This window comes from Citrobacter sp. KTE151 (assembly GCF_000398845.1).
In the GTDB taxonomy this organism is placed as follows: domain Bacteria; phylum Pseudomonadota; class Gammaproteobacteria; order Enterobacterales; family Enterobacteriaceae; genus Citrobacter; species Citrobacter braakii.
Window position 1 is genome coordinate 243,924 of record NZ_KB976065.1, and the last position, 26,052, is coordinate 269,975.

General features: G+C 52.2%; 23 protein-coding genes and 3 tRNA genes. 12 read left to right on the forward strand and 14 right to left on the reverse strand.

The window, feature by feature from the left end; all coding sequences use genetic code 11:
* Positions 1-450: 450 nt before the first annotated feature.
* The 3 genes from WC7_RS07445 (at position 451) to xni (ending at position 4,054) form a co-directional block, all read left to right on the forward strand.
* Positions 451-1,740, forward strand: coding sequence for an HAAAP family serine/threonine permease (locus WC7_RS07445; protein ID WP_016154247.1), 1,290 nt, complete (start codon positions 451-453; stop codon positions 1,738-1,740).
* A 53-nt stretch (positions 1,741-1,793) separates the two neighbouring features.
* Complete coding sequence (locus WC7_RS07440; protein ID WP_016154248.1) at positions 1,794-3,161, forward strand: L-serine ammonia-lyase; 1,368 nt, start codon at positions 1,794-1,796, stop codon at positions 3,159-3,161.
* Between the two features lie 137 nt (positions 3,162-3,298).
* Positions 3,299-4,054 carry a flap endonuclease Xni gene (gene xni / locus WC7_RS07435; protein ID WP_016154249.1) on the forward strand — a complete coding sequence of 252 codons (756 nt, stop codon included), beginning with the start codon at positions 3,299-3,301 and terminating at the stop codon, positions 4,052-4,054.
* A gap of 92 nt (positions 4,055-4,146) precedes the next feature.
* On the opposite strand, the gene fucO is transcribed toward xni, so the two are convergent.
* From fucO to WC7_RS07400, 7 genes are all read right to left on the reverse strand, one after another.
* Positions 4,147-5,295, reverse strand: a complete 1,149-nt coding sequence (gene fucO / locus WC7_RS07430; protein ID WP_016154250.1) for a lactaldehyde reductase — start codon at positions 5,293-5,295, stop codon at positions 4,147-4,149.
* 27 nt (positions 5,296-5,322) lie between these two features.
* Positions 5,323-5,970 carry an L-fuculose-phosphate aldolase gene (gene fucA, locus WC7_RS07425; protein WP_003034062.1) on the reverse strand — a complete coding sequence of 216 codons (648 nt, stop codon included), beginning with the start codon at positions 5,968-5,970 and terminating at the stop codon, positions 5,323-5,325.
* Positions 5,971-6,111: 141 nt separating this feature from the next.
* Complete coding sequence (locus WC7_RS07420; protein ID WP_016154251.1) at positions 6,112-7,110, reverse strand: LacI family DNA-binding transcriptional regulator; 999 nt, start codon at positions 7,108-7,110, stop codon at positions 6,112-6,114.
* 66 nt (positions 7,111-7,176) lie between these two features.
* Positions 7,177-8,757 (reverse strand): FGGY-family carbohydrate kinase, encoded by a 1,581-nt coding sequence (locus WC7_RS07415; protein WP_016154252.1) that lies wholly within the window; start codon positions 8,755-8,757, stop codon positions 7,177-7,179.
* Positions 8,758-8,810: 53 nt separating this feature from the next.
* On the reverse strand, positions 8,811-9,761 hold the full coding sequence (locus tag WC7_RS07410) for an ABC transporter substrate-binding protein (RefSeq protein WP_016154253.1): 951 nt from the start codon (positions 9,759-9,761) through the stop codon (positions 8,811-8,813).
* A 73-nt stretch (positions 9,762-9,834) separates the two neighbouring features.
* A complete protein-coding gene (locus WC7_RS07405) occupies positions 9,835-10,818 on the reverse strand; it encodes an ABC transporter permease (RefSeq protein ID WP_003034055.1) in 984 nt (327 codons plus the stop codon).
* A gap of 3 nt (positions 10,819-10,821) precedes the next feature.
* Positions 10,822-12,321 carry a sugar ABC transporter ATP-binding protein gene (locus WC7_RS07400; protein ID WP_016154254.1) on the reverse strand — a complete coding sequence of 500 codons (1,500 nt, stop codon included), beginning with the start codon at positions 12,319-12,321 and terminating at the stop codon, positions 10,822-10,824.
* Positions 12,322-12,784: 463 nt separating this feature from the next.
* Here WC7_RS07400 and fucI point away from each other — a divergent pair, with 463 nt between their 5' ends.
* From fucI to fucR, 4 genes are all read left to right on the forward strand, one after another.
* Entirely contained in the window at positions 12,785-14,560 is a 1,776-nt protein-coding gene (fucI, locus tag WC7_RS07395; protein WP_016154255.1) for an L-fucose isomerase, read from the forward strand.
* Between the two features lie 99 nt (positions 14,561-14,659).
* Positions 14,660-16,078: an L-fuculokinase gene (gene fucK, locus WC7_RS07390; protein WP_016154256.1), complete on the forward strand. Its 1,419-nt coding sequence runs from the start codon at positions 14,660-14,662 to the stop codon at positions 16,076-16,078.
* 1 nt (position 16,079) lies between these two features.
* The gene (gene fucU / locus WC7_RS07385) at positions 16,080-16,502 is read left to right on the forward strand and encodes an L-fucose mutarotase (RefSeq protein ID WP_016154257.1); all 423 of its coding nucleotides are present in this window, start codon (positions 16,080-16,082) and stop codon (positions 16,500-16,502) included.
* A gap of 57 nt (positions 16,503-16,559) precedes the next feature.
* Positions 16,560-17,288: an L-fucose operon activator gene (fucR, locus tag WC7_RS07380; RefSeq protein WP_016154258.1), complete on the forward strand. Its 729-nt coding sequence runs from the start codon at positions 16,560-16,562 to the stop codon at positions 17,286-17,288.
* Positions 17,289-17,323: 35 nt separating this feature from the next.
* On the opposite strand, the gene rlmM is transcribed toward fucR, so the two are convergent.
* The 4 genes from rlmM to WC7_RS07360 all read right to left on the reverse strand — a co-directional run bounded on the left by rlmM (position 17,324) and on the right by WC7_RS07360 (position 20,339).
* Entirely contained in the window at positions 17,324-18,424 is a 1,101-nt protein-coding gene (gene rlmM / locus WC7_RS07375) for a 23S rRNA (cytidine(2498)-2'-O)-methyltransferase RlmM (RefSeq protein ID WP_016154259.1), read from the reverse strand.
* Entirely contained in the window at positions 18,417-18,812 is a 396-nt protein-coding gene (locus WC7_RS07370) for a DUF423 domain-containing protein (RefSeq protein WP_003034037.1), read from the reverse strand. The genes rlmM and WC7_RS07370 overlap by 8 nt, the downstream gene beginning before the upstream one ends.
* A gap of 18 nt (positions 18,813-18,830) precedes the next feature.
* Complete coding sequence (gcvA, locus tag WC7_RS07365; RefSeq protein WP_016154260.1) at positions 18,831-19,748, reverse strand: glycine cleavage system transcriptional regulator GcvA; 918 nt, start codon at positions 19,746-19,748, stop codon at positions 18,831-18,833.
* 363 nt (positions 19,749-20,111) lie between these two features.
* On the reverse strand, positions 20,112-20,339 hold the full coding sequence (locus WC7_RS07360; protein WP_016154261.1) for a YgdI/YgdR family lipoprotein: 228 nt from the start codon (positions 20,337-20,339) through the stop codon (positions 20,112-20,114).
* A 192-nt stretch (positions 20,340-20,531) separates the two neighbouring features.
* Here WC7_RS07360 and csdA point away from each other — a divergent pair, with 192 nt between their 5' ends.
* Both csdA and csdE read left to right on the forward strand, forming a co-directional pair.
* A complete protein-coding gene (gene csdA, locus WC7_RS07355) occupies positions 20,532-21,737 on the forward strand; it encodes a cysteine desulfurase CsdA (RefSeq protein ID WP_016154262.1) in 1,206 nt (401 codons plus the stop codon).
* Positions 21,737-22,180 (forward strand): cysteine desulfurase sulfur acceptor subunit CsdE, encoded by a 444-nt coding sequence (gene csdE, locus WC7_RS07350; RefSeq protein ID WP_016154263.1) that lies wholly within the window; start codon positions 21,737-21,739, stop codon positions 22,178-22,180. Before csdA ends, csdE begins: the two co-directional genes overlap by 1 nt.
* Before the next feature lie 47 nt (positions 22,181-22,227).
* On the opposite strand, the gene tcdA is transcribed toward csdE, so the two are convergent.
* Complete coding sequence (tcdA, locus tag WC7_RS07345) at positions 22,228-23,034, reverse strand: tRNA cyclic N6-threonylcarbamoyladenosine(37) synthase TcdA (protein ID WP_016154264.1); 807 nt, start codon at positions 23,032-23,034, stop codon at positions 22,228-22,230.
* A 39-nt stretch (positions 23,035-23,073) separates the two neighbouring features.
* On the reverse strand, positions 23,074-24,171 hold the full coding sequence (gene mltA / locus WC7_RS07340; protein ID WP_019077597.1) for a murein transglycosylase A: 1,098 nt from the start codon (positions 24,169-24,171) through the stop codon (positions 23,074-23,076).
* Between the two features lie 205 nt (positions 24,172-24,376).
* Here mltA and WC7_RS07335 point away from each other — a divergent pair.
* From WC7_RS07335 to WC7_RS07325, 3 genes are all read left to right on the forward strand, one after another.
* Positions 24,377-24,453, forward strand: a tRNA-Met gene (locus WC7_RS07335).
* 34 nt (positions 24,454-24,487) lie between these two features.
* Positions 24,488-24,564: transfer RNA gene (locus tag WC7_RS07330), tRNA-Met, on the forward strand.
* Between the two features lie 34 nt (positions 24,565-24,598).
* Positions 24,599-24,675, forward strand: a tRNA-Met gene (locus WC7_RS07325).
* 74 nt (positions 24,676-24,749) lie between these two features.
* Here WC7_RS07325 and amiC read toward each other — a convergent pair.
* The gene (gene amiC, locus WC7_RS07320) at positions 24,750-26,003 is read right to left on the reverse strand and encodes an N-acetylmuramoyl-L-alanine amidase AmiC (RefSeq protein WP_016154266.1); all 1,254 of its coding nucleotides are present in this window, start codon (positions 26,001-26,003) and stop codon (positions 24,750-24,752) included.
* Positions 26,004-26,052 lie beyond the last annotated feature (49 nt).

Sequence of the window (26,052 nt, forward strand, 5' to 3'; positions counted from 1 at the left end):
GACAATCATATAAATACCGATGATGTTTCATTAAAAATAGCGCGCTACGCAAACGATTACCTTTAAAACCCAACCGTGATTTATCTTAGGAAATTATTATTAGTCGCCAAAATCCTCTAAAAACAACAGTTTTTACAGCGTAACGCTCGTATCTTCGCGCCTTCGCTTTCATGATATATGTCGTTAATGTTAGCCTTCGCGCCCGTAAATTCGCTTTGACTATTTTTTAACAGATTAATGGTCCAAATTTATCCACATAAAAGGTGGATTATTGCATTTGGGATCGCGATCACTGATACATTCATTACTAAAATGTATCTTTCCGCCCGCAAATTATTACGGCGAAAAATTATATAAAAAATCGCTCAACGAATTTCGATTTACAGTCGGGTATTTTCTCATTGGATTGACCCCAAACCCGACTTTTTAAGCTTCCTCCAGGAGAAATAGATGGAAAACACTCAAACCAGCACTATCGTTACGGGCCAGACCCGCAGCGCATGGCGCAAGACAGATACCATGTGGATGCTGGGCCTTTACGGCACGGCGATTGGCGCGGGTGTATTGTTCCTGCCGATTAACGCAGGCGTAGGCGGTATGATTCCGCTGATCATCATGGCAATCCTCGCTTTCCCAATGACCTTCTTTGCACACCGCGGCCTGACTCGCTTCGTGCTGTCCGGTAAAAATCCGGGTGAAGACATTACTGAAGTTGTAGAAGAACACTTTGGTGTAGGCGCAGGTAAACTGATTACCCTGCTCTACTTCTTCGCTATCTACCCAATTCTGTTGGTCTACAGCGTAGCAATCACCAACACCGTCGAAAGCTTCCTGACCCACCAGTTGGCAATTACGCCGCCGCCGCGCGCAATCCTGTCTCTGATCCTGATTGTCGGCATGATGACCATCGTGCGTTTCGGTGAGCAGATGATCGTGAAGGCGATGAGCATCCTGGTATTCCCGTTTGTTGCCGCCCTGATGCTGCTGGCGCTGTACCTGATCCCTCAGTGGAGCGGTGCCGTTCTGGAAACCCTGTCCTTTGACTCTGCAGCAACCACCGGCAACGGACTGCTGTTGACCCTGTGGCTGGCAATTCCGGTAATGGTGTTCTCCTTCAACCACTCACCAATCATCTCCTCCTTCGCCGTGGCGAAGCGTGAAGAATACGGTGATGAAGCTGAGAAGAAATGCTCTAAGATTCTGGCATTCGCTCACATCATGATGGTGCTGACCGTTATGTTCTTCGTCTTCAGCTGCGTATTTAGCCTGACCCCAGCGGATCTGGCCGCAGCGAAAGAGCAGAACATCTCTATCCTGTCTTACCTGGCAAACCACTTTAACGCGCCGATCATTGCCTGGATGGCACCGATTATCGCGATTATCGCTATCACCAAATCCTTCCTCGGCCACTACCTGGGCGCACGTGAAGGTTTCAACGGTATGGTGATTAAGTCTCTGCGCGGCAAAGGCAAAACCATCGAAATCAACAAACTGAACAAAATCACTGCGCTGTTCATGCTGGTAACCACCTGGATTGTGGCGACGCTGAACCCAAGTATCCTCGGTATGATTGAAACCCTGGGTGGCCCAATCATCGCGATGATTCTGTTCCTGATGCCGATGTATGCAATTCAGAAAGTACCGGCAATGCGTAAATACAGCGGCCATATCAGCAACGTCTTCGTTGTGATTATGGGCCTGATCGCTATCTCCGCTATTTTCTACTCTCTGTTCAGTTAATTCCCCTGCGCCGCTCCTCGGGGCGGCGCACCTCGATACACAATGGACGCCTCATGATTAGCGTATTCGATATTTTCAAAATCGGCATTGGCCCTTCCAGCTCCCACACTGTTGGCCCGATGAAAGCAGGCAAACAATTCACGGATGACCTGATTGCACGCGGAATTCTCACTGACGTAACCCGCGTAGTGGTTGATGTCTATGGCTCTTTGTCTCTGACGGGGAAAGGTCACCATACCGACATCGCGATTATTATGGGCCTGGCGGGTAATCTGCCGGATACCGTAGACATTGATGCCATCCCGGCCTTTATCCAGGATGTGAATACTCATGGACGTTTGCTGCTGGCGGACGGTCAACATGAGGTCGAGTTCCCGGTCGACAAGTGCATGAATTTCCATGCGGACAATCTGTCCCTGCACGAAAACGGGATGCGTATTACCGCACTGGCGGGCGAAAAAGCCATTTATAGCCAGACTTACTATTCCATTGGCGGTGGGTTCATCGTTGATGAAGAACATTTTGGTTTACCGAACAACTCTCCGGTAAACGTGCCGTATCCGTATAAATCTGCGGCTGATTTGCAACGTCATTGCCAGGAAACCGGCCTGTCGCTTTCCGGTCTGATGATGCAAAACGAACTGGCGCTGCACAGCAAAGAAGAGCTGGAACAACACTTCGCCAACGTCTGGGACGTCATGCGCAGCGGGATTGAGCGCGGCATCACCACCGAAGGTGTATTGCCGGGCAAACTGCGCGTTCCACGTCGCGCGGCGGCGCTGCGTCGTATGCTGGTCAGCAGCGACAAAACCACCACTGATCCGATGGCGGTTGTTGACTGGATCAACATGTTCGCGCTGGCCGTGAACGAAGAAAACGCTGCCGGTGGACGCGTGGTTACGGCGCCAACTAATGGCGCATGCGGGATTGTTCCTGCCGTGCTGGCGTACTACGACAAGTTTATCCGCGAAGTGAACGCTAACTCGCTGGCACGCTACATGCTGGTCGCGAGCGCCATTGGTTCACTGTACAAGATGAACGCCTCTATCTCTGGCGCCGAAGTGGGCTGTCAGGGTGAAGTCGGCGTTGCCTGCTCCATGGCTGCGGCCGGTCTGGCTGAACTGCTGGGCGGTAGCCCAATGCAGGTGTGCATCGCGGCGGAAATCGGTATGGAACACAACCTGGGTCTGACCTGCGATCCGGTTGCCGGCCAGGTGCAGGTACCGTGCATTGAGCGTAACGCCATTGCTTCGGTTAAAGCAGTGAACGCCGCACGTATGGCGCTGCGCCGTACCAGCGAACCGCGCGTGTGCCTTGATAAAGTCATCGAGACCATGTACGAAACAGGTAAAGACATGAACGCCAAATACCGTGAAACATCTCGCGGCGGTCTGGCGATGAAGATTGTCACCTGCGATTAAGTTCCACCACGTTTCAGGATCTGTAGGCCGGATGAGGCGCTCGCCGCCATCCGGCCTACGGATAACGCTATTTCGCAACACTCGCCTCCCCTCGCCGTGAATGTTAACCTACAAACTTATTTGTTAGGGAGAACACCGTGGCCGTCCACCTGCTCATTGTCGATGCACTGAACCTTATCCGCCGCATTCACGCCGTACAGGGCTCACCCTGCGTAGAGACGTGCCAGCACGCGCTCGATCAGTTGATTGTGCACAGTCAGCCTACGCACGCCGTGGCGGTATTCGATGATGAAGCGCGCAACAGCGGCTGGCGTCACCAACGGTTGCCTGACTACAAAGCCGGTCGCCCACCGATGCCTGATGAATTGCACCAGGAAATGCCCGCCTTACGCGCTGCTTTTGAACAGCGCGGCGTCTGCTGTTGGGTCTCCAGCGGGAATGAAGCCGATGATTTAGCCGCAACCCTGGCGGTTAAAGTGAGCCAGGCGGGACATCAGGCTACCATCGTCTCAACCGATAAAGGCTATTGTCAGTTGCTCTCCCCGACGCTGCGTATTCGTGACTACTTCCAGAAGCGCTGGCTGGATGCACCGTTTATTGAGAAAGAGTTTGGCGTGCTGCCGCAGCAGTTGCCTGATTACTGGGGACTGGCCGGGATCAGCAGTTCGAAAGTACCGGGGGTTGCAGGTATTGGTCCCAAAAGCGCCACGCAGTTGCTCGTACAGTTTCAACATCTGGAAGGCATTTACGCGCATCTTGATGAAGTACCGGACAAGTGGCGCAAGAAACTAGAGATGCACCAGGAGATGGCGTTTCTGTGTCGCGATATCGCACGGCTGCAAACGGACTTACATATCGACGGAAACCTGCAGCAATTACGGTTGGTGCGATAGGTCTGTTGCCGAATGGCGCTGTGCTTATCTGGCCTACACGTCGAACACCCCCGGTAGGCCGGATAAGGCTTTCACGCCGTCACGCTGAAAAATTACCAGGCGGTGTGGTACAGCTCAACGATATCTCCAAGGTTCGCTTCACGGGGATTTCCCCCGGTACAAACATCGTCCAATGCCGCCTGCGCCAGCGCAGGAATATCCTCTTTACGTACGCCAACATCGCGTAAATGCAGCGGGATCCCTACATCGCGGTTAAGGGCGAAGACGGCATCTACTGCCGCTTTACGTGCCTCTGCCAGCGTCAGTCCTTCAACCTTAACCCCCATCACCCGGGCGATATCGCGGAATTTTTCCCCGGTGAATTCGGCGTTATAGCGCATCACGTGCGGCAGCAAAATGGCATTTGCTACGCCGTGCGGCGTGTTATAAAACGCGCCTAACGGGTGTGCCATTCCATGCACTAATCCCAGACCAACGTTGGAAAAGCCCATCCCGGCCACGTACTGGCCCAGCGCCATCGCTTCCCCGGCCTGGGTATCGCCCGCAACGGAACCACGTAATGCCCCGGCTATCATTTCAATGGCTTTAATGTGCAGCGCATCGGTAAGCGCCCACGCCGCCCGCGTGATGTACCCCTCAATAGCATGGGTCAGGGCATCCACTCCGGTGGCGGCTTTTAGCGCCGCTGGCATGCCGTCCATCATGTCAGCATCAATGAACGCTACCTGTGGGATGTCATGGGGATCGACACAAACAAACTTACGCCGATTTTCTTCGTCAGTGATCACGTAGTTAATGGTCACTTCCGCTGCCGTTCCCGCGGTGGTGGGGATAGCCATAACCGGCACGCTCGGGTTGCGTGTTGGCGATAACCCTTCAAGGCTGCGTACATCCGCAAACTCAGGGTTATTATTGATAATGCCAATCGCTTTACAGGTATCCTGAGGGGAGCCTCCGCCGATGGCGATCAGATAGTCTGCGCCGCTTTGCTGAAAGACACCCAACCCTTCCTGCACCACCGCAATGGTTGGGTTTGGAATAACGCCTGAATAGATTTCCCATGCCAGACCAGCAGCATCCATTCGGGAAGTCACCTTATCGACAACGCCGCACTGCACCAGATTTTTATCAGTCACAATCAACGCCTTGCGATAACCACGACGGATGACTTCATCGGTTAATGCACCAACAGCTCCCCGGCCAAACCATGCCGTTTCGTTCAGAATCATTCTGTTCGCCATCGTATTTCTCCTTTTCGCTATGCGAAATTACTCTTCAATGCGTAATCCGTAAGATTTGAATTTCTCCAGCACAATGGCGATCTCCTCGTCATCCAGCACCGGCACGGGGTCAACAATCGCCAGCGTGCTCAGATAAAGGCGGGCCAGAACTTCCACTTCATGCGCCAACCACAGTGCTTTTTCCAAATTCGCTTCACAAGCAATCAACCCATGGTGCTGTAAAAGCGTTGCCTTACGGTTTTTCAGGGCGACGCTCACATGCTCTGACAGCTCTCGTGTACCAAACGTCGCATAAGGCGCACACGGAATAGAGTTCCCCCCTGCCGCCGCAATCATGTAGTGAATTGCCGGGATAGGGCGATTAAGAATAGAAACGGCCGTGCAATGTACGGCATGGTTATGGACAACCGCATTGGCATCCGGACGCGTCTGGTATGCCGCCAGGTGAAAACGCCATTCACTGGAGGGTAATTGTCCTTTATCATATTTCCCGTCGTTATCTACATACACGATCATATTTTCAGTAAGTCTTTCGTAAGGAATACCGCTGGGCGTGATCAGCATCCCATTTTCATAACGCGCACTCACATTTCCCGCCGTCCCCTGATTCAATCCAAGGCTGGTCATTTCAAGGCAGGTTTCAATGATTTCTCGCGACAAACGCATTCTTTCCATAATGATTCTCCGGGTACAGTTTCCCCTCGTCTTTATTGCGAAAAATGCAGCCGCAGAGTAAGACGGGTCAGGTTTCAGATACAGGCAGCCACTGAACGTATATATTCAGGTTCAGTAGGCCGATTTATTTATAGCGGCGTATTAAGGTTGTCTTACGCGCTTAATAAGTTTCATCTCAACTTTTACAGTTTCTTTAATTGGCTGGTCATCAATAGCACTCATCATCATATCGAACGCTTTTTCCGCCCAAACATTTTCATCCTGCTGCATTGACCAGACATTATTGGCGAGGAATCCCAGCATCGGGTGTTCATCGAATGTCCCAATATTAATTTCAGGTGGAATTGTGCCAAAACGATTACGAATAGCGTTAATGGCCCCCTCCAGTACGGGTAATGATGAGGCGATAAATGCCTGTGGGCAGCCCTGTTCGCCGATCAACTCATCCATCAGTCGATAACCCCCCTCGGGCGTGTTGTCCGGACCTTCGCGCACCCAATCGCTATGCAAAATACCATTATTGTTCAATGCATTAAGATAACCTTGTAAACGGTCGCCGATGCTGGGTAATCCGGTATCTCCCACCAAAAACCAGATCGGCGACTTTCCAGCGTCAAACAAACTTTGCGTCAATTTTTCGCCGCCCAAAATGTTATGGCTTTCTACCAGAGCGTTATCGGTATACTTAAAATCACGGTCAAGTAACACCATCGGTTTTCTGACCTGACGTAAATGGTGCTGCTGATTCTCTAATGTTGAGGGAACAATAAAAAGGCCATCGACATTGCGAGCTATTAACGCTTTGGTCAGTTTATTTTCGTAATCAACATCGTCATAGGTACAGCTAATCGTTAGCTGATAACCGGAACGACGACAGCGTTGCTCAAGTTTTTCTGCGAGTGTAGCAAAAAACACGTTGGAAATATTGGGCACAATCAATCCCAACGTATCCGTTTTATTCAATTTCAGGCTACGTGCTGAATGGTTAATGACGTAACCATAGCGCTCGACATATTCATTAATACGCGTTTGGGTTTTGACACTGATTCGATATTGCTCTGCTTTCCCGTTCAGCACCAGTCGTACGGTCGTAACCGATAAATTCAGATCGCTGGCTATCTGTTCTACTGTTTTAGCCATTTATATGCCCCAGTTCACATCCAAAAACGTCAATCTACAATCATAAAAGTATTTTAAACTTTTGTCTTACTGCATAAGTTGGTTAATCGCCTGCTGCTGATCCCACATCATCAGATAAGCCTGATATTTGCGGTCATAGAAGTTCCGCCGTGATGGGTTAGCCTTAATCACCTCGCCTGATCGAACCATCGCTTGGCATGCAGATGGAATATTTTCCCACGCGCCGCAGGCAACCGCGCCAGTGATGGCCGCCCCTAACGTCACCGCATCCTCTTCCTGCATCAGATGAATATCGCATCCGGTGGCATCGGCATATTCTCGCAACCATAGTGGGTTATGCGTTGCGCCGCCGCACAGCGTCAGTCGGGAAATGGTGTGACCGTTTTCGCGCATCACTTCCATAATATGTCGCGTACCGCAGGCGATCGCCTGTAATGTCGCCAGGTACAGACGAGCAACCTGCATCTCGCCTCGCTCAAGAGTCAAACCGCAAACACTCCCCCGGGCATCGGGTCGCGCGCGCGGTGAACGATTACCGTGATGATCGGCCAGCACATGCAAATAACGACCTGGCTCTAACTCCAGCTCCTCAAGTGCGGCAACCCATTCATTAACTAAAACGATGGGATGGCAACCCCGCGCCTCAGCCTTGTGAAATAGCGCCGCGCTGGCTCCTGACTCCTGAAGCGTCCAGTCGACTAACGCCCCAGCGGCACTTTGCCCCCCTTCTGTCAGCCAGTAGCCTGGCAGCATGGCTGACCAGTACGGCCCCCATACACCTGGTGTATGAATTTCCTGCTCGCTGCACAGCATATGGCAATTTGACGTTCCGCTGATCAACGCCAACGTCCCCTCAGGCTCAACACCGGCAAGCGCTACTCCGCCCGCATGGGCATCAATCATTCCGCTGGCGACGACCACTGCAGTCGTCAGCCCCAGCGCCTGGGCCGCATCGGTGCTAAGCGTTCCAACGGCGGCGCCTGGCGGCAGGATCCGCGACGGGATTTTGCCCAACAAATCCGTTAGCTCAACAGCGTCAAGCAAAGAGTGGCTAAAGCGTTGTTCATGTGCCAGATAGTTCCATTTACACGTCAGCGTGCACAGACCAGCAACATCACAGGCGGTAGCTTTAGAGACCAGAAAGTCCGCCAGATCGTAGAAGCGATGCGCACTCTGCCAGGTGGCTGGAAAATGGTTTTTCAGCCACAGTACTTTAGGAAGCTCCATTTCGACGCTGACTTCACCGCCAACGTAGCGCAGAGCCGGATCCTGCGTGGCGTTTATACGTTGCGTCTCCTGCGCCGCACGATGATCCATCCACATGATGATGTTATGGTCTGATGGTTCGCCTGGTGAAACCGCCAGGCCCCGCCCCAGTTCATCCAGTGCCACCAATGAACAGGTGGCATCAAATCCCAATGCGCGAATCTCCTCAATGCGAACCCCGGATGACGACACCGCCTCCTTCACTGCATGGCAAACCTGCTGCCAGATTTCTGCAGATGACTGCTCTACCCGCTTAGGACCGGGTCGAAACTGCGAGATGGCATATGTCGCAAAAGCCAGCCGTTTGCCACTGGCATCAAAGACACCAGCCCTGACGCTGGCGGAACCGACATCCACACCGAGGAAATATCCACTGCCCATAGTAACTCCCTGACGCTGGCGAATGATGGGGCGAACACATCGCCCCAACGGTGTTATTTTTTACCGAATGGGTGTAACAGCTTGTCAATTTCCGGGGTGTCAATGTTCTTCGCATTAACGAATTTAACCGGAATATCAATTTCTTTCGGTACAGACTGACCCGATACCGCTGCATTTAGTGTCTTGATACCCTGGTAGCCAATCTGATAAGCGTCCTGCACGACAAAGCCCTGAATGACCCCAGACTTCAGGAAAGCAATGATTGCCTCGGTGCTATCAAAACCAATCACTTTCACTTTGCCTTTCAGGTTTTGACTATCAATGGCGTTTGCTACGCCCAGCGTTGAGCCTTCATTGGTGCCATAAATCCCTGCAATATCAGGGTTGGCCTGGATCATATCGATGGTTTTATCCATCGCTTTTTGCGGATCGCCATCGCTGTACTGGACCGGGAGCACCTGGATTTCCGGGTATTTCTCCTTCATGCGGGCAATAAACCCTTCCGAACGCTCAATCGCTGAGGAGGTCCCCGCTACGTGCGCAATAATGCCCACTTTACCTTTGCTGCCCACTTCCGCTGCCAGTGCTTCCGCCGCTTCAGCACCGGCTTTACGGTTATTCGTGGCGACAAAGCTCACTGGGATATCGGAATTCACGCCGGAGTCAAACGTCACAACTTTAATGCCGCGTGAATTTGCAGTCTCAACTAATGGCGCCAGCGCATTGGCATCTAACGCTGCCAGCAATAGTCCATTGGGTTTTTGCGCCATCGCGTTTTCAACTAGCTGAATCTGCTCGGCAATCTGAGTTTCATCCGCCGGGCCAACATAGCTGGTTTTATCACCCGACTCTTTTGCTGCCGCTTCCGTCCCCATTTTTACGGTTTGCCAGAATTCATGCTGGAAACCTTTACTGACCACCGGAAGGTTCATATCTTTAGCCACTACGCTGGATGTCATACAGGCCAGCAGGGATAACGCATAGACAAAATTCCTGGTTCTCATTGTTTTACTCCGTTCTGAGTGAGTCACCCTAAACGTCAGGGTTATGATGCCCCGTGACTTCCGGGAGCGTAAATCAACGAATTTTTTTGCGTAATGTATCGAGATAAACCGCAGCAATGACCACCACGCCCATGGCCACCATTTGCCAGAACTGGGAAACCCCCATCAGGTTCAGACCGTTTTTCAACACGCTCATAATGAATGCGCCGATGATAGTCCCGCCGATGGTGCCAATTCCCCCCATCAGGCTCGTCCCACCAATAACAACCGCTGCGATGGCTTCCAGTTCATAACCCACGCCAACCGTTGGCTGACCAGAGTTCAGACGTGAGGCCAGAATAACGCCGGCGATCCCGGTCAGCAGACCGCAAAAGGCGTAGACGAAAATTTTGACGCGTTGAACTTTAATTCCGGAAAGGTGTGCGGCCACCTCATTGCTACCCACAGCGTAAACATAGCGACCAATCACCGTTTTCTTCAGGATGTAGGCGGCGATTAGCGCCACCACCACCAGGTAAAAAACGGGATAAGGCAACACATCGAACAAACGTCCCTGGGCCAGCATTTTGAAGGTGGGGTAATCAGCGAAATAAATCGCACGACCATCTGTCATCACCATATTGATGCCTCTGACGGACATCATCAGGCCCAGCGTGGCGATAAAAGGCGGGATAGTCATTTTGGTGACCAGCAGACCATTGATATAGCCGCATAATCCACCGGCCAGCACCCCGGCCAGAATACATACGGGCAGAGGCAATCCCAGCGTGGCGCTGATGCCTACCGCAACACCCGAAAAGGCCACCACCGAGCCAAGAGAAAGGTCGATTCCTGACGTGATAATGACGAAGGTAACGCCAATCGCCATAATGCCAATCACTGAAGTTTGCAGAGCGATTGTCATGATGTTTTCAGTGTTAAAGAAAAATGGCGAACCAAAGCTAAAAAATATTACTAAAATAATCAGACTCAAAAGCGGCGCAAGGCGCATTAAAAGTTCTTTGTTAATTTTTATTTTCTTATTATTGCTGTCTGAAGAGGTTACAGAGATAGTCATAAATTAGTCCTCTAACGTCGCATATTGCATGATTTTTTCTTGTGTGGCGTCATCAGAAGCTAACTCCCCGGTAATACGTCCATTACGCATCACTAAAATGCGATCGCACATACCCAGCACTTCCGGTAATTCAGAGGAGATCATGATAATTGACTTCCCTTTGGCCACCAGTCGATTCATTAATTCATAAATCTCAAGTTTGGCACCCACATCAATACCGCGAGTGGGTTCATCAAAGATGAGAATATCGGTGTCTTTACACACCCATCTGGCAATAATAATTTTCTGCTGATTACCACCACTTAAATTCAGAGCAGCCTGTTCTAAATGTGGTGTTTTAATGCGTAGGGCTTTCACCTGTTCTTCGCTGGTTTTCTGACAACGTTTGCTGTCCACGTTGCCATAACGATCGGAATACTCAGGATAATTGCCCAACATAATATTGCGCTCAACGGACAGTCCTAATGCCAGCCCCTCTTTTTTCCTGTCCTCGGTTAAATAGCTGATACCCTGTTTGATAGCATCAGGAATATCTTTAATTACCGTCACGTTACCGTTCAGCTTGAGGGTTCCGCCATCAATGGGATCCGCACCAAAAATCGCCCGCGCCAGCTCAGTACGTCCTGCCCCCATCAGACCGGCGAAGCCCAAAATTTCGCCCTGATACAGAGTGAAATCAATATTGTTCAATACGCCATTGCGCGTCAGACCGCTTACTTCCAACACCGGCTTGTGTTGAGCCAAAGGTTCGCGGCGAGGATAGATATTGCCAAGATCGCGCCCAACCATCATGGCAATCAGATCGCTAATTTTAACCGCATCATAATCCACAGTGGCAATAAACTGACCATCCCGCATCACCGTCGCGCGATCGGCGATCAGCGCCAGTTCCTCTAATCTGTGCGAGATATAAACAATGCCCGTTCCCTGTTCTTTCAGCAAACGAGTTACCTGAAATAAGCTGTCAATTTCCGTTTCGGTCAGCGCTGCCGTCGGTTCATCCATAATAAGAATCTTGGCATTCACCGATATCGCTTTAGCAATCTCAACCATTTGTTGTTGCGCGACGGTCAGATCGGCCACCAGCGTTTCTGGAGAGATATTCAGGTTTAATTTTTGCAAAATATCGATAGCTGCCTGTCGCTGTTGTTTTTCATCCAGACGCCAGCGATTATTTTTGCAAAACTCCCTGCCAATAAATATATTTTCTTCCACCGTGAGTTCAGGGAAAAGGTTAAACTCCTGGTGAATGATGGTGATACCTGCGCTTTGTGCACTCAACGGATTCGCAAAAGTAACAGGTTGTCCCTCAAAAATAATATCCCCTTCATCAGGCTGATAAACACCGGATAAAATCTTCATCAACGTAGACTTTCCTGCGCCATTCTCACCCAGCAGCGCATGAACCTCTCCTTTGCGTAAAGCAAAATCCACATTACTCAACGCTAATACGCCGGGAAAACGTTTCGTAATATGACTCATCTGTAAAAATGTTTCAGACATTGCTGCTTTCCTCAATATACAGAAACTGCAATCAGTGAATCAGGCGCAAAACGTTGCCAGGAAGCCATCGTCACCGTTAATGCGAATACTACCTATAAGTTCATATGCGTTTTATCAATTATGCTAACTCGAGTTAGCGAAGTGCCTTTTAAAGCTATTTTAGCTACTCAAAATAGCCAAATCATTTGGTTTAAAACTGTGACGCTGAACAGACAATTTATTACAACCAATTAATTTAAAAAGGATTTATTGAAAATACCCGTCCTGGTTTATTTGACGCAGATCGAATTTTAACCACTTCTCGTGAAGCCTCTCACAGTTCCACAACAAAAAAGTTGTGCAAAAAACTCTCTAATACCTAAGCTAACTCGAGTTAGCAAAAATGGGTTATTCAGCCAACTGCGACGGTGGTGTTCAACATCCGCTTTTGCAGCACGGCATAAAGTGAGATGAGGAACCTCGAATGAACAAAAATAGCTTACCGAAAATTGGAATTCGTCCGGTGATTGATGGGCGCCGTATGGGTGTTCGTGAATCGCTCGAAGAGCAAACCATGAATATGGCCAAAGCCACTGCTGCGCTGATCACAGAGAAACTTCGTCACGCCTGTGGTGCACAAATTGAATGTGTGATTGCCGACACTTGCATTGCCGGGATGGCTGAATCTGCCGCCTGTGAAGAAAAATTCAGCAGCCTGAACGTAGGCGTGACGATTACTGTTACCCCATGCTGGTGCTACGGTAGCGAAACCATCGACATGGATCCGATGCGCCCGAAAGCTATCTGGGGCTTTAACGGAACAGAACGTCCCGGCGCAGTTTATCTGGCCGCAGCATTGGCTGCGCATAATCAAAAAGGACTTCCCGCCTTCTCTATTTACGGCCATGACGTACAGGATGCCGGCGACACCACGATCCCTGCCGATGTTGAAGAAAAATTGCTGCGTTTTGCCCGCGCGGGCCTGGCGCTTGCCAGTATGAAAGGCAAAAGCTACCTGTCCGTAGGCGGCGTTTCAATGGGCATTGCCGGCTCGATTGTCGATCATAACTTCTTTGAATCCTGGCTGGGAATGAAGGTTCAACCCGTTGATATGACCGAACTGCGTCGTCGCATCGACCAAAAAATCTATGACGAAGCTGAGCTGGAAATGGCGCTGGCGTGGGCGGATAAAAACTTCCGCTACGGTGAAGATCAGAACGCAAAGCAATATAAGCGTAACGCAGAGCAGAGCCGTGCGGTGCTGAAAGAGAGCCTGCTGATGGCCATGTGTATTCGCGACATGATGCAGGGTAACCAGAAACTGGCAGACAAAGGTCGGGTTGAAGAGTCGCTGGGGTATAACGCGATTGCCGCAGGCTTCCAGGGCCAGCGTCACTGGACCGATCAATACCCGAATGGCGATACCGCCGAAGCACTGCTCAACAGCTCCTTTGACTGGAACGGCATTCGCGAACCGTTCGTTGTCGCCACCGAAAACGACAGCCTGAACGGCGTGGCGATGCTGTTTGGTCATCAACTCACCGGCACAGCGCAGGTCTTTGCCGATGTGCGCACCTACTGGTCGCCAGAGGCGGTTGAACGCGTCACAGGTAAACCGCTAACCGGCCTTGCTGAGCACGGTATTATTCACCTGATTAACTCCGGCTCGGCAGCGCTGGATGGCTCCTGCAAACAGCGCGACGGCGAAGGGAAACCGACCATGAAGCCGCACTGGGAGATCTCACAGAAAGAGGCGGATGATTGCCTGGCGGCTACCGAATGGTGTCCGGCTATTCACGAATACTTCCGCGGCGGCGGCTATTCTTCTCGCTTCCTGACCGAGGGCGGCGTGCCCTTCACCATGACCCGCATCAACATCATCAAAGGCCTGGGCCCGGTGCTGCAAATCGCGGAAGGCTGGAGCGTGGAATTGCCGAAAGAGATGCACGACCAGCTTGATGCGCGCACCAACTCCACCTGGCCAACCACCTGGTTTGCCCCGCGCTTAACCGGTAAAGGCCCGTTCAGCGATGTCTATTCCGTCATGGCTAACTGGGGCGCAAACCACGGCGTACTGACGATAGGTCACGTGGGCGCGGACTTTATTACGCTCGCCGCCATGCTGCGTATCCCGGTTTGTATGCACAACGTGGAAGACGAAAAAATTTACCGCCCTTCAGCCTGGGCAGCCCATGGTATGGATATGGAAGGCCAGGATTATCGCGCCTGCCAGAACTACGGCCCGCTGTATAAGCGTTAATGCGACTCTGGCCCGGTGGCGCAAGCTTACCGGGCCTGCGCAGTGAATTTTGTAGGCCGGGTAAGCGCTGCGCCATCCGGCTACGTTTGGGGAGCGATTATGAAACAAGACGTTATCCTGGTTCTCGACTGTGGCGCGACCAACGTGCGGGCTATCGCCGTTGACCGACAGGGAAAGATTGTCGCCCGCGCAGCAACCCCGAACGCCAGTGACATCGCAACAGAAAACAGTACCTGGCATCAATGGTCGCTGGAGTCCATTCTGCAACACTTCGCCGATTGCTGTCAGCGCCTCTGCACGCAACTGGCCGCCTGCCATGTCCGCGGGATCGCCGTCACCACTTTTGGCGTTGACGGCGCGCTGGTTGATAAGAACGGCAAGCAGCTGTATCCGGTGATTAGCTGGAAATGCCCACGCACCGCAGCGGTGATGGAGAATATTCACCGCTACATATCACCGCAGCAATTGCAGGAAATTTCCGGCGTCGGCGCATTTAGCTTCAACACGCTGTATAAACTGGTGTGGCTGAAAGAAAACCATCCGCAATTTCTGGAGCAGGCGCACGCCTGGTTGTTTATCTCGTCGCTTATCAACCACCGTTTAACCGGCGAGTTCACTACAGATATCACCATGGCGGGCACCAGCCAGTTGCTGGACATCCGGCAGCGCGATTTTAGTCATGACATTTTGCAGGCTACGGGCATACCGCGCCGTCTGTTCCCGCGCCTGGTTGAAGCAGGCGAACAGATTGGGGCTTTGCAACCAGAGGCTGCCAGCTTGCTCGGGCTTACGGCGGGAATTCCGGTCATCTCTGCCGGACACGACACGCAGTTTGCGCTATTTGGCGCTGGAGCCCAGCCAGATGAACCGGTGCTCTCTTCCGGCACATGGGAAATTCTGATGGTGCGCAGTGCGCAGGTGGATACCTCCCAGCTCAGCCAATATGCGGGTTCCACTTGTGAGCTGGATAGCCAGGCTGGACTGAATAACCCCGGCATGCAGTGGCTGGCTTCCGGTGTACTCGAGTGGGTGCGTAAGCTGCTGTGGACTGCCGACACCCCCTGGCAGACGCTGATTGACGAAGCCAGGGCCATCCCTGCAGGTGCTGAAGGCGTGAAGATGCACTGCGACCTGCTGGCCTGTCAGAATGCGGGCTGGCAAGGGGTTACGCTCAATACCACCCGTGGTCACTTTTATCGCGCCGCGCTGGAAGGACTGACAGAACAGCTGCAGCGAAACCTCCATACGCTGGAAAAAATCGGTCATTTCCAGGCCACTGAACTGCTATTGGTTGGTGGGGGAAGCCGCAACGCGTTGTGGAATCAGATCAAAGCGAATGTTCTCGGGATACCTGTCAAAGTGCTGGATGACGCCGAAACCACCGTGGCAGGTGCCGCAATGTTTGCGTGGTCGGGCACTGGGGAATTTGCCTCACCGGAACAGGCACGCGGGCAGGTACGCTACCAGTACCGTTACTTCTATCCGCAAACCGAATCCGAACTAACAGGAGTTGAGTAACATGCTCAAAACAATATCTCCCTTAATTTCGCCCGACCTGCTGAAGGTGCTGGCTGAGATGGGCCACGGCGATGAGATTATATTTTCCGATGCCCACTTCCCGGCCCACAGCATGGGACCGCAGGTTATCCGCGCCGACGGTCTATTGGTCAGCGACCTTCTACAGGCGATTGTTCCGCTCTTTGAACTGGACAGCTATGCCCCACCGCTGGTGATGATGGCGGCTGTTGAAGGCGATGCCCTCGATCCTGACGTCGAGGCCCGCTATCGTCAGGCGCTTTCACTGCAAACCCCCTGCCCGGACATCACGCGTATTGACCGCTATGCCTTCTATGAACGCGCGCAACAGGCGTTTGCGATCGTTATCACAGGAGAGCGGGCAAAGTACGGGAATATTCTATTAAAAAAAGGAGTAACCCCGTAATCTCTGGTCTGAATGCCCGTCAGCTACGGGCATTCATCATAAGATGAGGATCAGAACATGAAAGCGGCGCGCCAGCAGGCGATCGTAGATCTGCTTACCAACCACAAAAATCTGACAACCGAAACCCTTGCTTTGCAACTTAAGGTCAGCAAAGAGACCATCCGCCGCGATCTCAGCGAGCTACAAGCCCAGGGAAAAGTGCTGCGCAATCACGGGCGGGCCAAAGTGATTCATCGGGAAAATCAGGACAGCGGCGACCCGTTTCATATGCGACTCAAAAGCCACTATGCCCACAAAGCGAATATTGCCCGCGAAGCGCTGGCATGGATCGAAGAAGGTATGGTGATAGCCCTGGACGCCAGCTCAACGTGCTGGTACCTGGCGCGACAGTTACCGGACATCAACATTCACGTCTTTACCAACAGCCAGCCCATTTGCCAGGAATTGGCTAAACGCGAACACCTTCAGCTCTTCAGCTCCGGCGGTCGCCTTGAGCGTAAATACGGTTGCTATGTTAACCCCTCGCTCATCTCGCAGCTCAAACCACTCGAGATCGATCTGTTTATTTTTTCCTGCGCAGGGATCGACAGCGACGGCGCACTCTGGGACTCTAACGCGACCAATGCCGACTTCAAGTCCATTCTGCTTAAGCGCGCAGCGCAGTCATTATTGCTGATCGATAAAAGTAAATTTAATCGTTCGGGAGAGGCCCGGATTGGGCATCTGGATGATGTGACGCATATTATTTCAGATACGCCGATGATTGAAACAATGCAGGCCGGATGAGGCATTTACGCCTTCATCCGGCCTGCAATTTTACCTTATCGCTCGTCGCGACGACCACCAACAGCAGCCCACAGGCGACGGACGTGCACAGTGACTTCTTCACGGTCATGATACAGCTGACGCGCCTGAATCTGGGCATTTACGCCATGCTCGTCAAGCTGTGCCTGAATATAAGCCAGGTTTTGCGACACCTCTTCGTAGCGTTTTTTCATCGGCAGCTTGAGGTTGAAAATAGTCTCACGACACCAGCCGTTGACTAGCCACTGCGCCATCAGGGCGGCAACCTTCGCGGGCTTTTCCACCATGTCGCAAACCATCCACGAAATGTTATTGCGATTCGGCCGGTACTTAAATCCGTCTTCGCGCAGCCAGGTAACTTGTCCGGTATCCATCAGACTTTGCGCCATCGGACCATTATCCACGGAGTAAACCCACATGTTGCGTTTAACCAGTTGATAGGTCCAACCGCCCGGGCATGCCCCTAAATCCACCGCATACATTCCGTTAGCCAGACGTTCATCCCACTCATCGGCAGGAATGAACACGTGCAGCGCTTCTTCCAGCTTCAGTGTTGAACGGCTCGGCGCATCGGCCGGGAACTTCAGACGCGGAATACCCATGTAGAACTGGGAGTTATTGTCGGGCCAGGAATAGCCGGTATAGCAACAGCCTGGTGCGATAAAGAACACATGAACCACCGGACGTTTTGGCGTTTCATATTTTGCCAGCACGCCCGCTTCCCGCAGCGCCGCGCGCAGTGGTACGGTAAATTTACGGCAAAATTTAACCAACTCTTTGCTTTCATTGGTATCAGCAACTTCAACGCGCAGATCGCCGCCTTTCTCTACCACGCCCTGCAACATGCCGACAATCGGCGTAATGCGGTCTTCCGGCGGTAAATATTGCAGCAGTTCGCCCACCACAAACATTTGACGGGCAAAAATCAGCGAGCTAAACGGCAACTCTTTCACTAACTTTTCGGCATCGTCCTGTTGATAGCATTCGAAGATGACGTAACCCGCATTGTCTTTCACGCGGGCAAAACCGAAGATTTCCCGGCGTCCTGCTTTATCCGTAATTTCTGCGGCGCACTCTTTTTCAAAACCTGGGCGACACAACAATACAACCTTATTCATGGCTAACGCCCTTACGTTTCAATCGAATAGCGCCCACTAACATCAGCGCCCAGCCCACAAGGAAGCTGAAACCGCCGACGGGGGTAACAAACGCCCACAGGCGTAAATGCGAGAGCGCGAGGCAATACAGGCTGCCGCTAAACAGCACCGTTCCTAATGCCAAAAACACGCTACTCCAGTAAAACCAAATGCTAATGCGCCGCTGCATGGCGACGGCCAGGCCAAATATAGCCAGCGTATGGAACGCCTGATACTCGAGGCCAGTCTGGATCCACCCCATCTCAACGACACCGAGGGTTTTACTCAGAACATGTGCCCCAAAGGCGCCCAACGCCACAAAGATAAAGCCACTTACGGCGGCAAAAATCAGCATAAAACGGCTGGTCATGTGAATACCCTACGTAAATTATTGTTCATAACGAAAGCGGAATTTTTCTTGTTCCGTGGCCGCTTTCGCCAGAATCCACTGACGGAAGGCGGCTATTTTACCCAGTTCTGCCTGACTGTCATGACAAACCAGATAAAATGCGTTTTTGCTGACCAGAACATCATTAAACGGACAGACCAGACGTCCGGCTTCTATTTCGGATTGCGCCATGACGTTATTAGCCAATGCAATTCCCTGTCCATGGATAGCAGCCTGGAGCACCATGGCGCTATGGCTGAAGATGGGTCCCTGCTGTACGTTGATATGATTCAGGCCAAGCTGGCGCGTATAGGCTTGCCAGTCACGGCGCGACGCATCGTGCAATAATGTGTGTTTCGCCAGATCTTCGGGCGTCTTTAGCGGTTTATCACCGGTGAGTAATAGCGGCGAGCAGACCGGCAATAGATATTCTGCGTACAATTTTTCAACACGCAGACCCGGCCAGTTGCCACGTCCGTAGAAAATCGCCACATCAACATCGTCAGCCAGTTTGTCTTCCTGACGGTCCACCGCCTGGATCCTGACATCGATTCCCGGATAAGCTGAGTTAAAGCTAGAGAGTCTGGGAACCATCCATTGGATTGCAAAACTGGGCAATAAACTCACGGTGAGCGCACCTTTTGCACTGCGTGCCTGAAGTTTACGCGTCGCGTCGGTTAATTGCGAAAAAATCTCTTTGATGTCGAGAAAGTAGCTTTGGCCTTCTTCCGTTAACAGCAAAGATCGATTGCGTCGACGAAACAGCTTCAGCCCCAGGAAATCCTCAAGTGACTTGATTTGATGACTTACTGCGGCCTGCGTCACAAAAAGCTCTTCTGCTGCGCGAGTAAAGCTCAAATGACGCGCTGCAGCATCAAAAACACGCAACGCATTTAGGGGTGGTAATCGTTTTGACATGACTTTTAGGCTTTGATGTTAAATGAATTTAACAATTAACCAACAGGTTGTAACCTATTAGTTTTTTTTATCTGAGCCATTATAAATTGTCCGTTGAGGTTCTACCAGCAAATACCTATAGTGGCGGCACTTCCTGAAGCCGGAACGAAAAGTTTTATCGGAATGCGTGTTCTGGTGGGCTTTTGGCTTACGGTTGTGATGTTGTGTTGTTGTGTTTGCAATTGGTCTGCGATTCAGACCATGGTAGCAAAGCTACCCTTTTTCACTTCCTGTACATTTACCCTGTCTGTCCATAGTGATTAATGTAGCACCGCCAAATTGCGGTGCTTTTTTTTGTCCGACTCTTTGTCGATGGACGACCGGTTAGTTATCCAGTTCTACCATCTCTTTCACATCGGTACGGTTAATCTGCTGTTTGTTGCCGTTAGCGTCTTTATACGAAATCATCCCCGTTTCATTGTCGGTCTGTGGCTTACCATCAGATACGATTGATCGACCATCATTGGTGTGCATCACGTAATTCGAACCAGAACAGGCGCTCAGGGCAAAAGTCAGCATACAAGCAGAGATAATTGCGGCAGTCTTTTTCATCTTTTTCTCCTTAAAGCGATTTATGCTATTAAAAACACACTCCGTAACAGGCTAAATTGCTCGCCTAACGGTATATAGCATAAGACACTGCGTGGACTTTGCCAGGATATCCAGAGTATTCCGATGGTTAGCACACCCCTTGTATCAGCGCCCTTTTTGCGCCACGATCGGTTTACTGAACTGAGGAGTACCATGAACGCTTTTAACCCCGCGCAGTTTCGCGCGCAATTTCCCGCACTCAACGATGCTGGCGTCTATCTCGACAGCGCTGCTACCGCACTGAAGCCGCAGGCAGTGATTGAGGCCACCCATCAGTTTTATAGCCTGAGCGCCGGTAACGTCCATCGCAGCCAGTTTGCCGAAGCACAGCGCCTGACCGCACGCTATGAAGCCGCACGGGAAAAAGTCGCAAGCCTGATTAATGCGCCGGATGACAAAACAATCGTCTGGACCCGCGGTACGACGGAAGCGATCAACATGGTTGCCCAAAGCTATGCGCGACCGCGCTTACAACCGGGTGATGAGATTATCGTTAGCGCAGCAGAACACCATGCCAACCTCGTGCCCTGGCTGATGGTGGCGGAGCAAACGGGGGCGAAGGTCGTCAGACTACCGCTTAACGACCATTTATTGCCAGACGTTGAAAGCCTCGCGCAACTCATCACTCCACGCAGCCGCATTCTGGCGCTTGGGCAGATGTCGAACGTTACCGGCGGTTGCCCGGATCTGGCCCGCGCCATTACCCTCGCCCATGCGGCTGGTATGGTGGTGATGGTGGATGGCGCCCAGGGGATTGTCCATTTCCCCGCCGACGTACAGCAATTAGACATTGATTTCTATGCGTTCTCGGGCCACAAGCTGTATGGCCCCACCGGCATTGGCGTGCTGTACGGTAAACCGGAACTGCTGGATGCCATGTCTCCCTGGCTCGGTGGCGGTAAAATGATTAGCGAAGTCAGTTTTGACGGTTTCACCACCCAGGCTGCTCCATGGAAGCTGGAGGCCGGTACGCCTAACGTTGCTGGCGTTATCGGGCTAAGCGCGGCGCTCGAATGGCTGGCGGACGTTGACGTGGTGCAGGCCGAAAACTGGAGCCGGGGTCTGGCGACGTTGGCAGAAGATGCGCTGGCGAAACGCCCCGGCTTTCGCTCCTTCCGCTGCCAGGACTCCAGTCTGTTAGCCTTTGATTTCGCAGGCGTTCATCACAGCGACATGGTGACGTTGCTGGCAGAATATGGCATTGCGCTGCGTGCAGGACAACACTGTGCGCAACCGCTGCTGGCAGAACTGGGCGTATCCGGGACGCTACGCGCCTCATTTGCACCTTATAATACGCAAAGTGATGTAGATGCGTTGGTCGCAGCCGTTGACCGCGCGCTGGAAATATTGGTGGATTAATGACAAGCCCTCTGTTCGCCGGACACCCGTTTGGCACAACCGTAACGGAAGAGACGTTACGCAATACCTTTACCCCGCTCACCCAGTGGGAAGATAAATATCGCCAGCTGATTCTGCTGGGTAAGCAGTTGCCAGCGCTTCCTGATTCGCTAAAGGCACAGGCCAAAGAGATCGCGGGCTGCGAAAACCGCGTTTGGCTGGGGCATACCCTTCATGAGAATGGTACTTTGCATTTCTTCGGAGACAGCGAAGGTCGCATTGTACGCGGGCTGTTGGCGGTATTACTCACGGCGGTTGAAGGTAAAACCGCAGCCGAGTTACTGGCGCATTCGCCTATGGCATTATTTGACGAGCTAGGTTTACGCGCGCAGCTCAGCGCCTCGCGTACCCAGGGGCTGCATGCTCTTAACGAGGCGATTCTTGAGGCTGCCCGACAGGTTTGATGGTTGCCGGATGGCGACGCGAACGCGCCTTATCCGGCACAACACACTCAACTCTGGCGCGCCGCTTTCGCCATCATCTTCTTCAGCGCGTGTGAGACGGCAACAAAGCCAAAGGTGGCGGTCACCATAGTGGCCGCGCCAAAACCGGATGCGCAATCCATGCGCTTCGGCCCTTCCGCCGTCGCCTTCATCGCACATACCGAGCCATCTGCCTGCGGGTAAACCAGCGCTTCGGTCGAGAACACACAGTCCACGCCCAGCTTGCCTTTGCTGTTTTTCACCACGCCAAAATCGCTTTTCAGTCGCTCGCGTAGCTTGGCTGCCAGCGGATCCTGGATAGTTTTTGCCAAATCAACGACCTGTATCTGCGTCGGGTCGATCTGCCCTCCCGCACCACCGGTGGTCACCAGCGGAATTTTGTTACGCCGACACCAGGCGATCAGTGCCGCTTTTGGGCGCACGCTATCAATCGCATCAATGACATACGAATAACCCGCACTCATATACTCAGCAACATTATCCGGCGTGACAAAATCATCGACTACGTTCACCCGGCACTCCGGGTTAATCTGGCGGATACGTTCAGCCATCACTTCAGCTTTTGCCAGGCCGACGTTATCGCGCAGAGCATGGATCTGGCGGTTAGTATTGGTGACGCACACATCATCCATATCGATGAGCGTGATGACGCCAATACCGGTACGCGCCAGCGCTTCCGCCGCCCACGACCCTACCCCGCCAATCCCGACCACGCAAACGTGCGATTGGGCAAACAACTGCAGCGCATTTTCGCCATACAGACGCGCCGTACCGCCAAAACGCTGGCGCCAGGCATCACTGATAACCACAGACATAACACCTCAAATTCATTAATATCGAGCGCCATCCGGCTATTAACCGCTGAACACGTTACCCGTACCCGGCGCTGTTTTCAGTACCCACACGCGACCGTAGTGATTATACCACCCCGCACGGTGTCCGGCGTCAGCACCAATGCCCTGATAGATATCGAAGTGTTGCCCTTTAATAGCGCCACCCACATCTAACGCCACCATCAGGCGCAGTTCGTACTGGCCGGTAAACTTGCCGTTATTGTCCAGTAACGGGACTTCCGCCAGCAATGTTGTGCCCGCCGGAATGATACTGCGGTCAGAAGCCACAGATGCGCGGCCAATCAACGGTACCGCGCTGGCCCCTTTGACCGGTGCAAAAGATTGCGGTTTAAAGAAGACAAACGATGGGTTCTGCTCCAACAGCTCACGCACTTCGGCTTCGCTGTGCGTTTCACCCCAATGGCGAATAGCCTGCATCGACATATCTTCTTTTTTCACTTCGCCACGGTCGATAAGCACTTTACCGATGCTGCGATAGGCGTGGCCGTTTTTCCCGGAATAGCTAAAGAAGTTAAGCGGACTGCCATCGCCAAAATCGATGTAACCACTGCCCTGCACATCCATAATGAAGTTATCCATCAGGGAGTTGCTGTACGCCAGAATGTAGTTGTCGCTCAGCGCACCCGCGTAAATCTCGGCCCGGCTTGGTAAACGGCCACGTTTTGGCGGCATGCGATAGATAGGATACTGAAACTCGCCCTGGCGCGTATGGCGCGCCTGAATAACCGGCGTGTAATAACCGGTAAACTGGACGTTACCGTAGTTGTCCGCCCCTTCCATTTGCCAGGCATCAATACCAAACTGGCGCATACTGCGCGTATCACCGCCCGCACGTAACCACTGCTGGATAGCGTTGTAAACGTTGCTCTGGTTGCCGTACAAACGTGGCGAAGCGCTGCGAATTTGATTAACCTGCTCGGCGAAATCACCGGCATTGATTGGTGCGCCAACCGCATCAGGCTGGTTCACCAGTGAGAAAGGCTGGGTAAATTTCCCGTCTTTATACTGCTGCCCACGATCGGTGGGTTTTGAGGAACACGCGGCGAGCATCGCGACGACTGCTCCCGCCAGAAGATATTTTGCCCAACGTCCTTTCATTGTTCTCGTCTTATGTTGCCTGAATGCGAGACGAAGATAACAAACCCCCGAACCTAATGAAATGCGTATACATACCCGAACGCAAATTTTGAGCAAAAAACAATCCAGAATGCGTTGTTTTTGTTCATTTTCACCTTAAAAACGTGATCAAGGTGAAAAAAGGGTTGCATGAAAATGCGAGCAGAGTATAGTGCGCATCCACGGACGCGGGGTGGAGCAGCTTGGTAGCTCGTCGGGCTCATAACCCGAAGGTCGTCAGTTCAAATCTGGCCCCCGCAACCAATTAAAATTTGATGAAATAAAAGCAGTACGGTGACGCGGGGTGGAGCAGCCTGGTAGCTCGTCGGGCTCATAACCCGAAGGTCGTCGGTTCAAATCCGGCCCCCGCAACCAATCAAATTTGATAAAATATAAAGCAGTACGGTGACGCGGGGTGGAGCAGCCTGGTAGCTCGTCGGGCTCATAACCCGAAGGTCGTCGGTTCAAATCCGGCCCCCGCAACCAACATTATAAACACCCTAAAGGGTGTTTTTTTGTATCTGTGGTCCATAAAAAAAGCGCTTTTCAGCGCTTTTTTGTTATCCCCTTCTCGCCAGCGTCGCACCATCGGCAAAGTAGGCTTTGATCCCCGCCAGAATCGACTCTGCAACTTCCTGCTGGAAGGTCGCAGTTTTGAGCTTACGCTCTTCCTCAACGTTACTGATAAATGCGGTTTCCACCAGAATAGACGGAATATCCGGCGCTTTAAGTACCGCAAACCCGGCTTGTTCAACCTGGTTCTTATGCAGATTGTTGACTTTACCGAGCTTATTCAATACCGCTTTACCAAACTTCAGACTGTCGGCGATGGTCAGCGATTGCACCATGTCGAACATGGTATGGTCGACGTAGCGATCGCCACTCTTGCTGACGCCGCCAATCAAATCCGAGGCGTTCTGAGTTTGCGCCAGATATTTCGCGGCGGTGCTTGTCGCCCCTTTAGTCGAGAGCGCAAATACCGACGAACCTCTGGGCTGTCGACTGGTAAATGCATCGGCGTGAATAGAGACAAACAGGTCTGCACGCTGCTTCTGCGCTTTCGCCACGCGGACTTTAAGCGGAATGAAGATATCTTCATTTCGCGTCATAAAGACCTTCATGTTGCCCTCTTTCTCTATGAGGGCTCGCAGGCGTCGGGCAATCTGCAGCACCACATCTTTTTCACGCGTCTTGTATTTCCCCACCGCACCGGAGTCCTCTCCGCCATGCCCTGGGTCGAGCATAATGACAATGGGGCGATCGCGCCCCGCTTTACCCGGCTGCGGGCCACTTTGCGCAGGCGGCACCTGTTTGTCCAGATCGCCCTTGTTGTATTCTTCCAGCAACGCCAGCAGCGGATCCTGAACATCCTGGGCATTCGCGGGATAGAGATCCATCACCAGACGTTCTTTAAAGCCGGCCACCGGAGCCAGCGCAAAAAGTTGTGGCTTCACATTCTGTTTCAGCTCGAACACCATCCGCACGGTCTGTGGGTCAAACTGCCCGACGCGCGCCGATTTAATATACGGATCGTCAGGACGGATCTGCGCACCCATGCCCTTGAGCACCGAGTTCAAATTAACGCCTTCAATATCCACAACCACACGCTCAGGATTACTCAGGGCAAACTGTTTGTATTTCAGCAGACGGTTAGATTCTACCGTGACGCGGGTGTAGCTGGACGCTGGCCAGACACGTACGGCAACGACCTGACTCATGGCAGCCAGACCAACCTGGCTGACGCTCAAAAGCCACATAGCACCCGCACCTTTCAGTAAACGGCGGCGACTGATTGCTGAATTGGATCCCGACATGCTTCTCCCGAGCAAAAAGAAATCTTTATTGAGGTAATACGTAAAACGT

Bases quoted from the DNA above. Each gene is read 5' to 3' on its own strand.
- WC7_RS07445 (WP_016154247.1), top strand. From the start codon at position 451: ATGGAAAACACTCAAACCAGCACTATCGTTACGGGCCAGACCCGCAGC.
- WC7_RS07440 (WP_016154248.1), top strand. From the start codon at position 1,794: ATGATTAGCGTATTCGATATTTTCAAAATCGGCATTGGCCCTTCCAGC.
- fucO (WP_016154250.1), bottom strand. From the start codon at position 5,295: ATGGCGAACAGAATGATTCTGAACGAAACGGCATGGTTTGGCCGGGGA.
- fucA (WP_003034062.1), bottom strand. From the start codon at position 5,970: ATGGAAAGAATGCGTTTGTCGCGAGAAATCATTGAAACCTGCCTTGAA.
- WC7_RS07420 (WP_016154251.1), bottom strand. From the start codon at position 7,110: ATGGCTAAAACAGTAGAACAGATAGCCAGCGATCTGAATTTATCGGTT.
- WC7_RS07415 (WP_016154252.1), bottom strand. From the start codon at position 8,757: ATGGGCAGTGGATATTTCCTCGGTGTGGATGTCGGTTCCGCCAGCGTC.
- WC7_RS07410 (WP_016154253.1), bottom strand. From the start codon at position 9,761: ATGAGAACCAGGAATTTTGTCTATGCGTTATCCCTGCTGGCCTGTATG.
- WC7_RS07405 (WP_003034055.1), bottom strand. From the start codon at position 10,818: ATGACTATCTCTGTAACCTCTTCAGACAGCAATAATAAGAAAATAAAA.
- WC7_RS07400 (WP_016154254.1), bottom strand. From the start codon at position 12,321: ATGTCTGAAACATTTTTACAGATGAGTCATATTACGAAACGTTTTCCC.
- fucI (WP_016154255.1), top strand. From the start codon at position 12,785: ATGAACAAAAATAGCTTACCGAAAATTGGAATTCGTCCGGTGATTGAT.
- fucK (WP_016154256.1), top strand. From the start codon at position 14,660: ATGAAACAAGACGTTATCCTGGTTCTCGACTGTGGCGCGACCAACGTG.
- fucU (WP_016154257.1), top strand. From the start codon at position 16,080: ATGCTCAAAACAATATCTCCCTTAATTTCGCCCGACCTGCTGAAGGTG.
- fucR (WP_016154258.1), top strand. From the start codon at position 16,560: ATGAAAGCGGCGCGCCAGCAGGCGATCGTAGATCTGCTTACCAACCAC.
- rlmM (WP_016154259.1), bottom strand. From the start codon at position 18,424: ATGAATAAGGTTGTATTGTTGTGTCGCCCAGGTTTTGAAAAAGAGTGC.
- WC7_RS07370 (WP_003034037.1), bottom strand. From the start codon at position 18,812: ATGACCAGCCGTTTTATGCTGATTTTTGCCGCCGTAAGTGGCTTTATC.
- gcvA (WP_016154260.1), bottom strand. From the start codon at position 19,748: ATGTCAAAACGATTACCACCCCTAAATGCGTTGCGTGTTTTTGATGCT.
- WC7_RS07360 (WP_016154261.1), bottom strand. From the start codon at position 20,339: ATGAAAAAGACTGCCGCAATTATCTCTGCTTGTATGCTGACTTTTGCC.
- csdA (WP_016154262.1), top strand. From the start codon at position 20,532: ATGAACGCTTTTAACCCCGCGCAGTTTCGCGCGCAATTTCCCGCACTC.
- csdE (WP_016154263.1), top strand. From the start codon at position 21,737: ATGACAAGCCCTCTGTTCGCCGGACACCCGTTTGGCACAACCGTAACG.
- tcdA (WP_016154264.1), bottom strand. From the start codon at position 23,034: ATGTCTGTGGTTATCAGTGATGCCTGGCGCCAGCGTTTTGGCGGTACG.
- mltA (WP_019077597.1), bottom strand. From the start codon at position 24,171: ATGAAAGGACGTTGGGCAAAATATCTTCTGGCGGGAGCAGTCGTCGCG.
- amiC (WP_016154266.1), bottom strand. From the start codon at position 26,003: ATGTCGGGATCCAATTCAGCAATCAGTCGCCGCCGTTTACTGAAAGGT.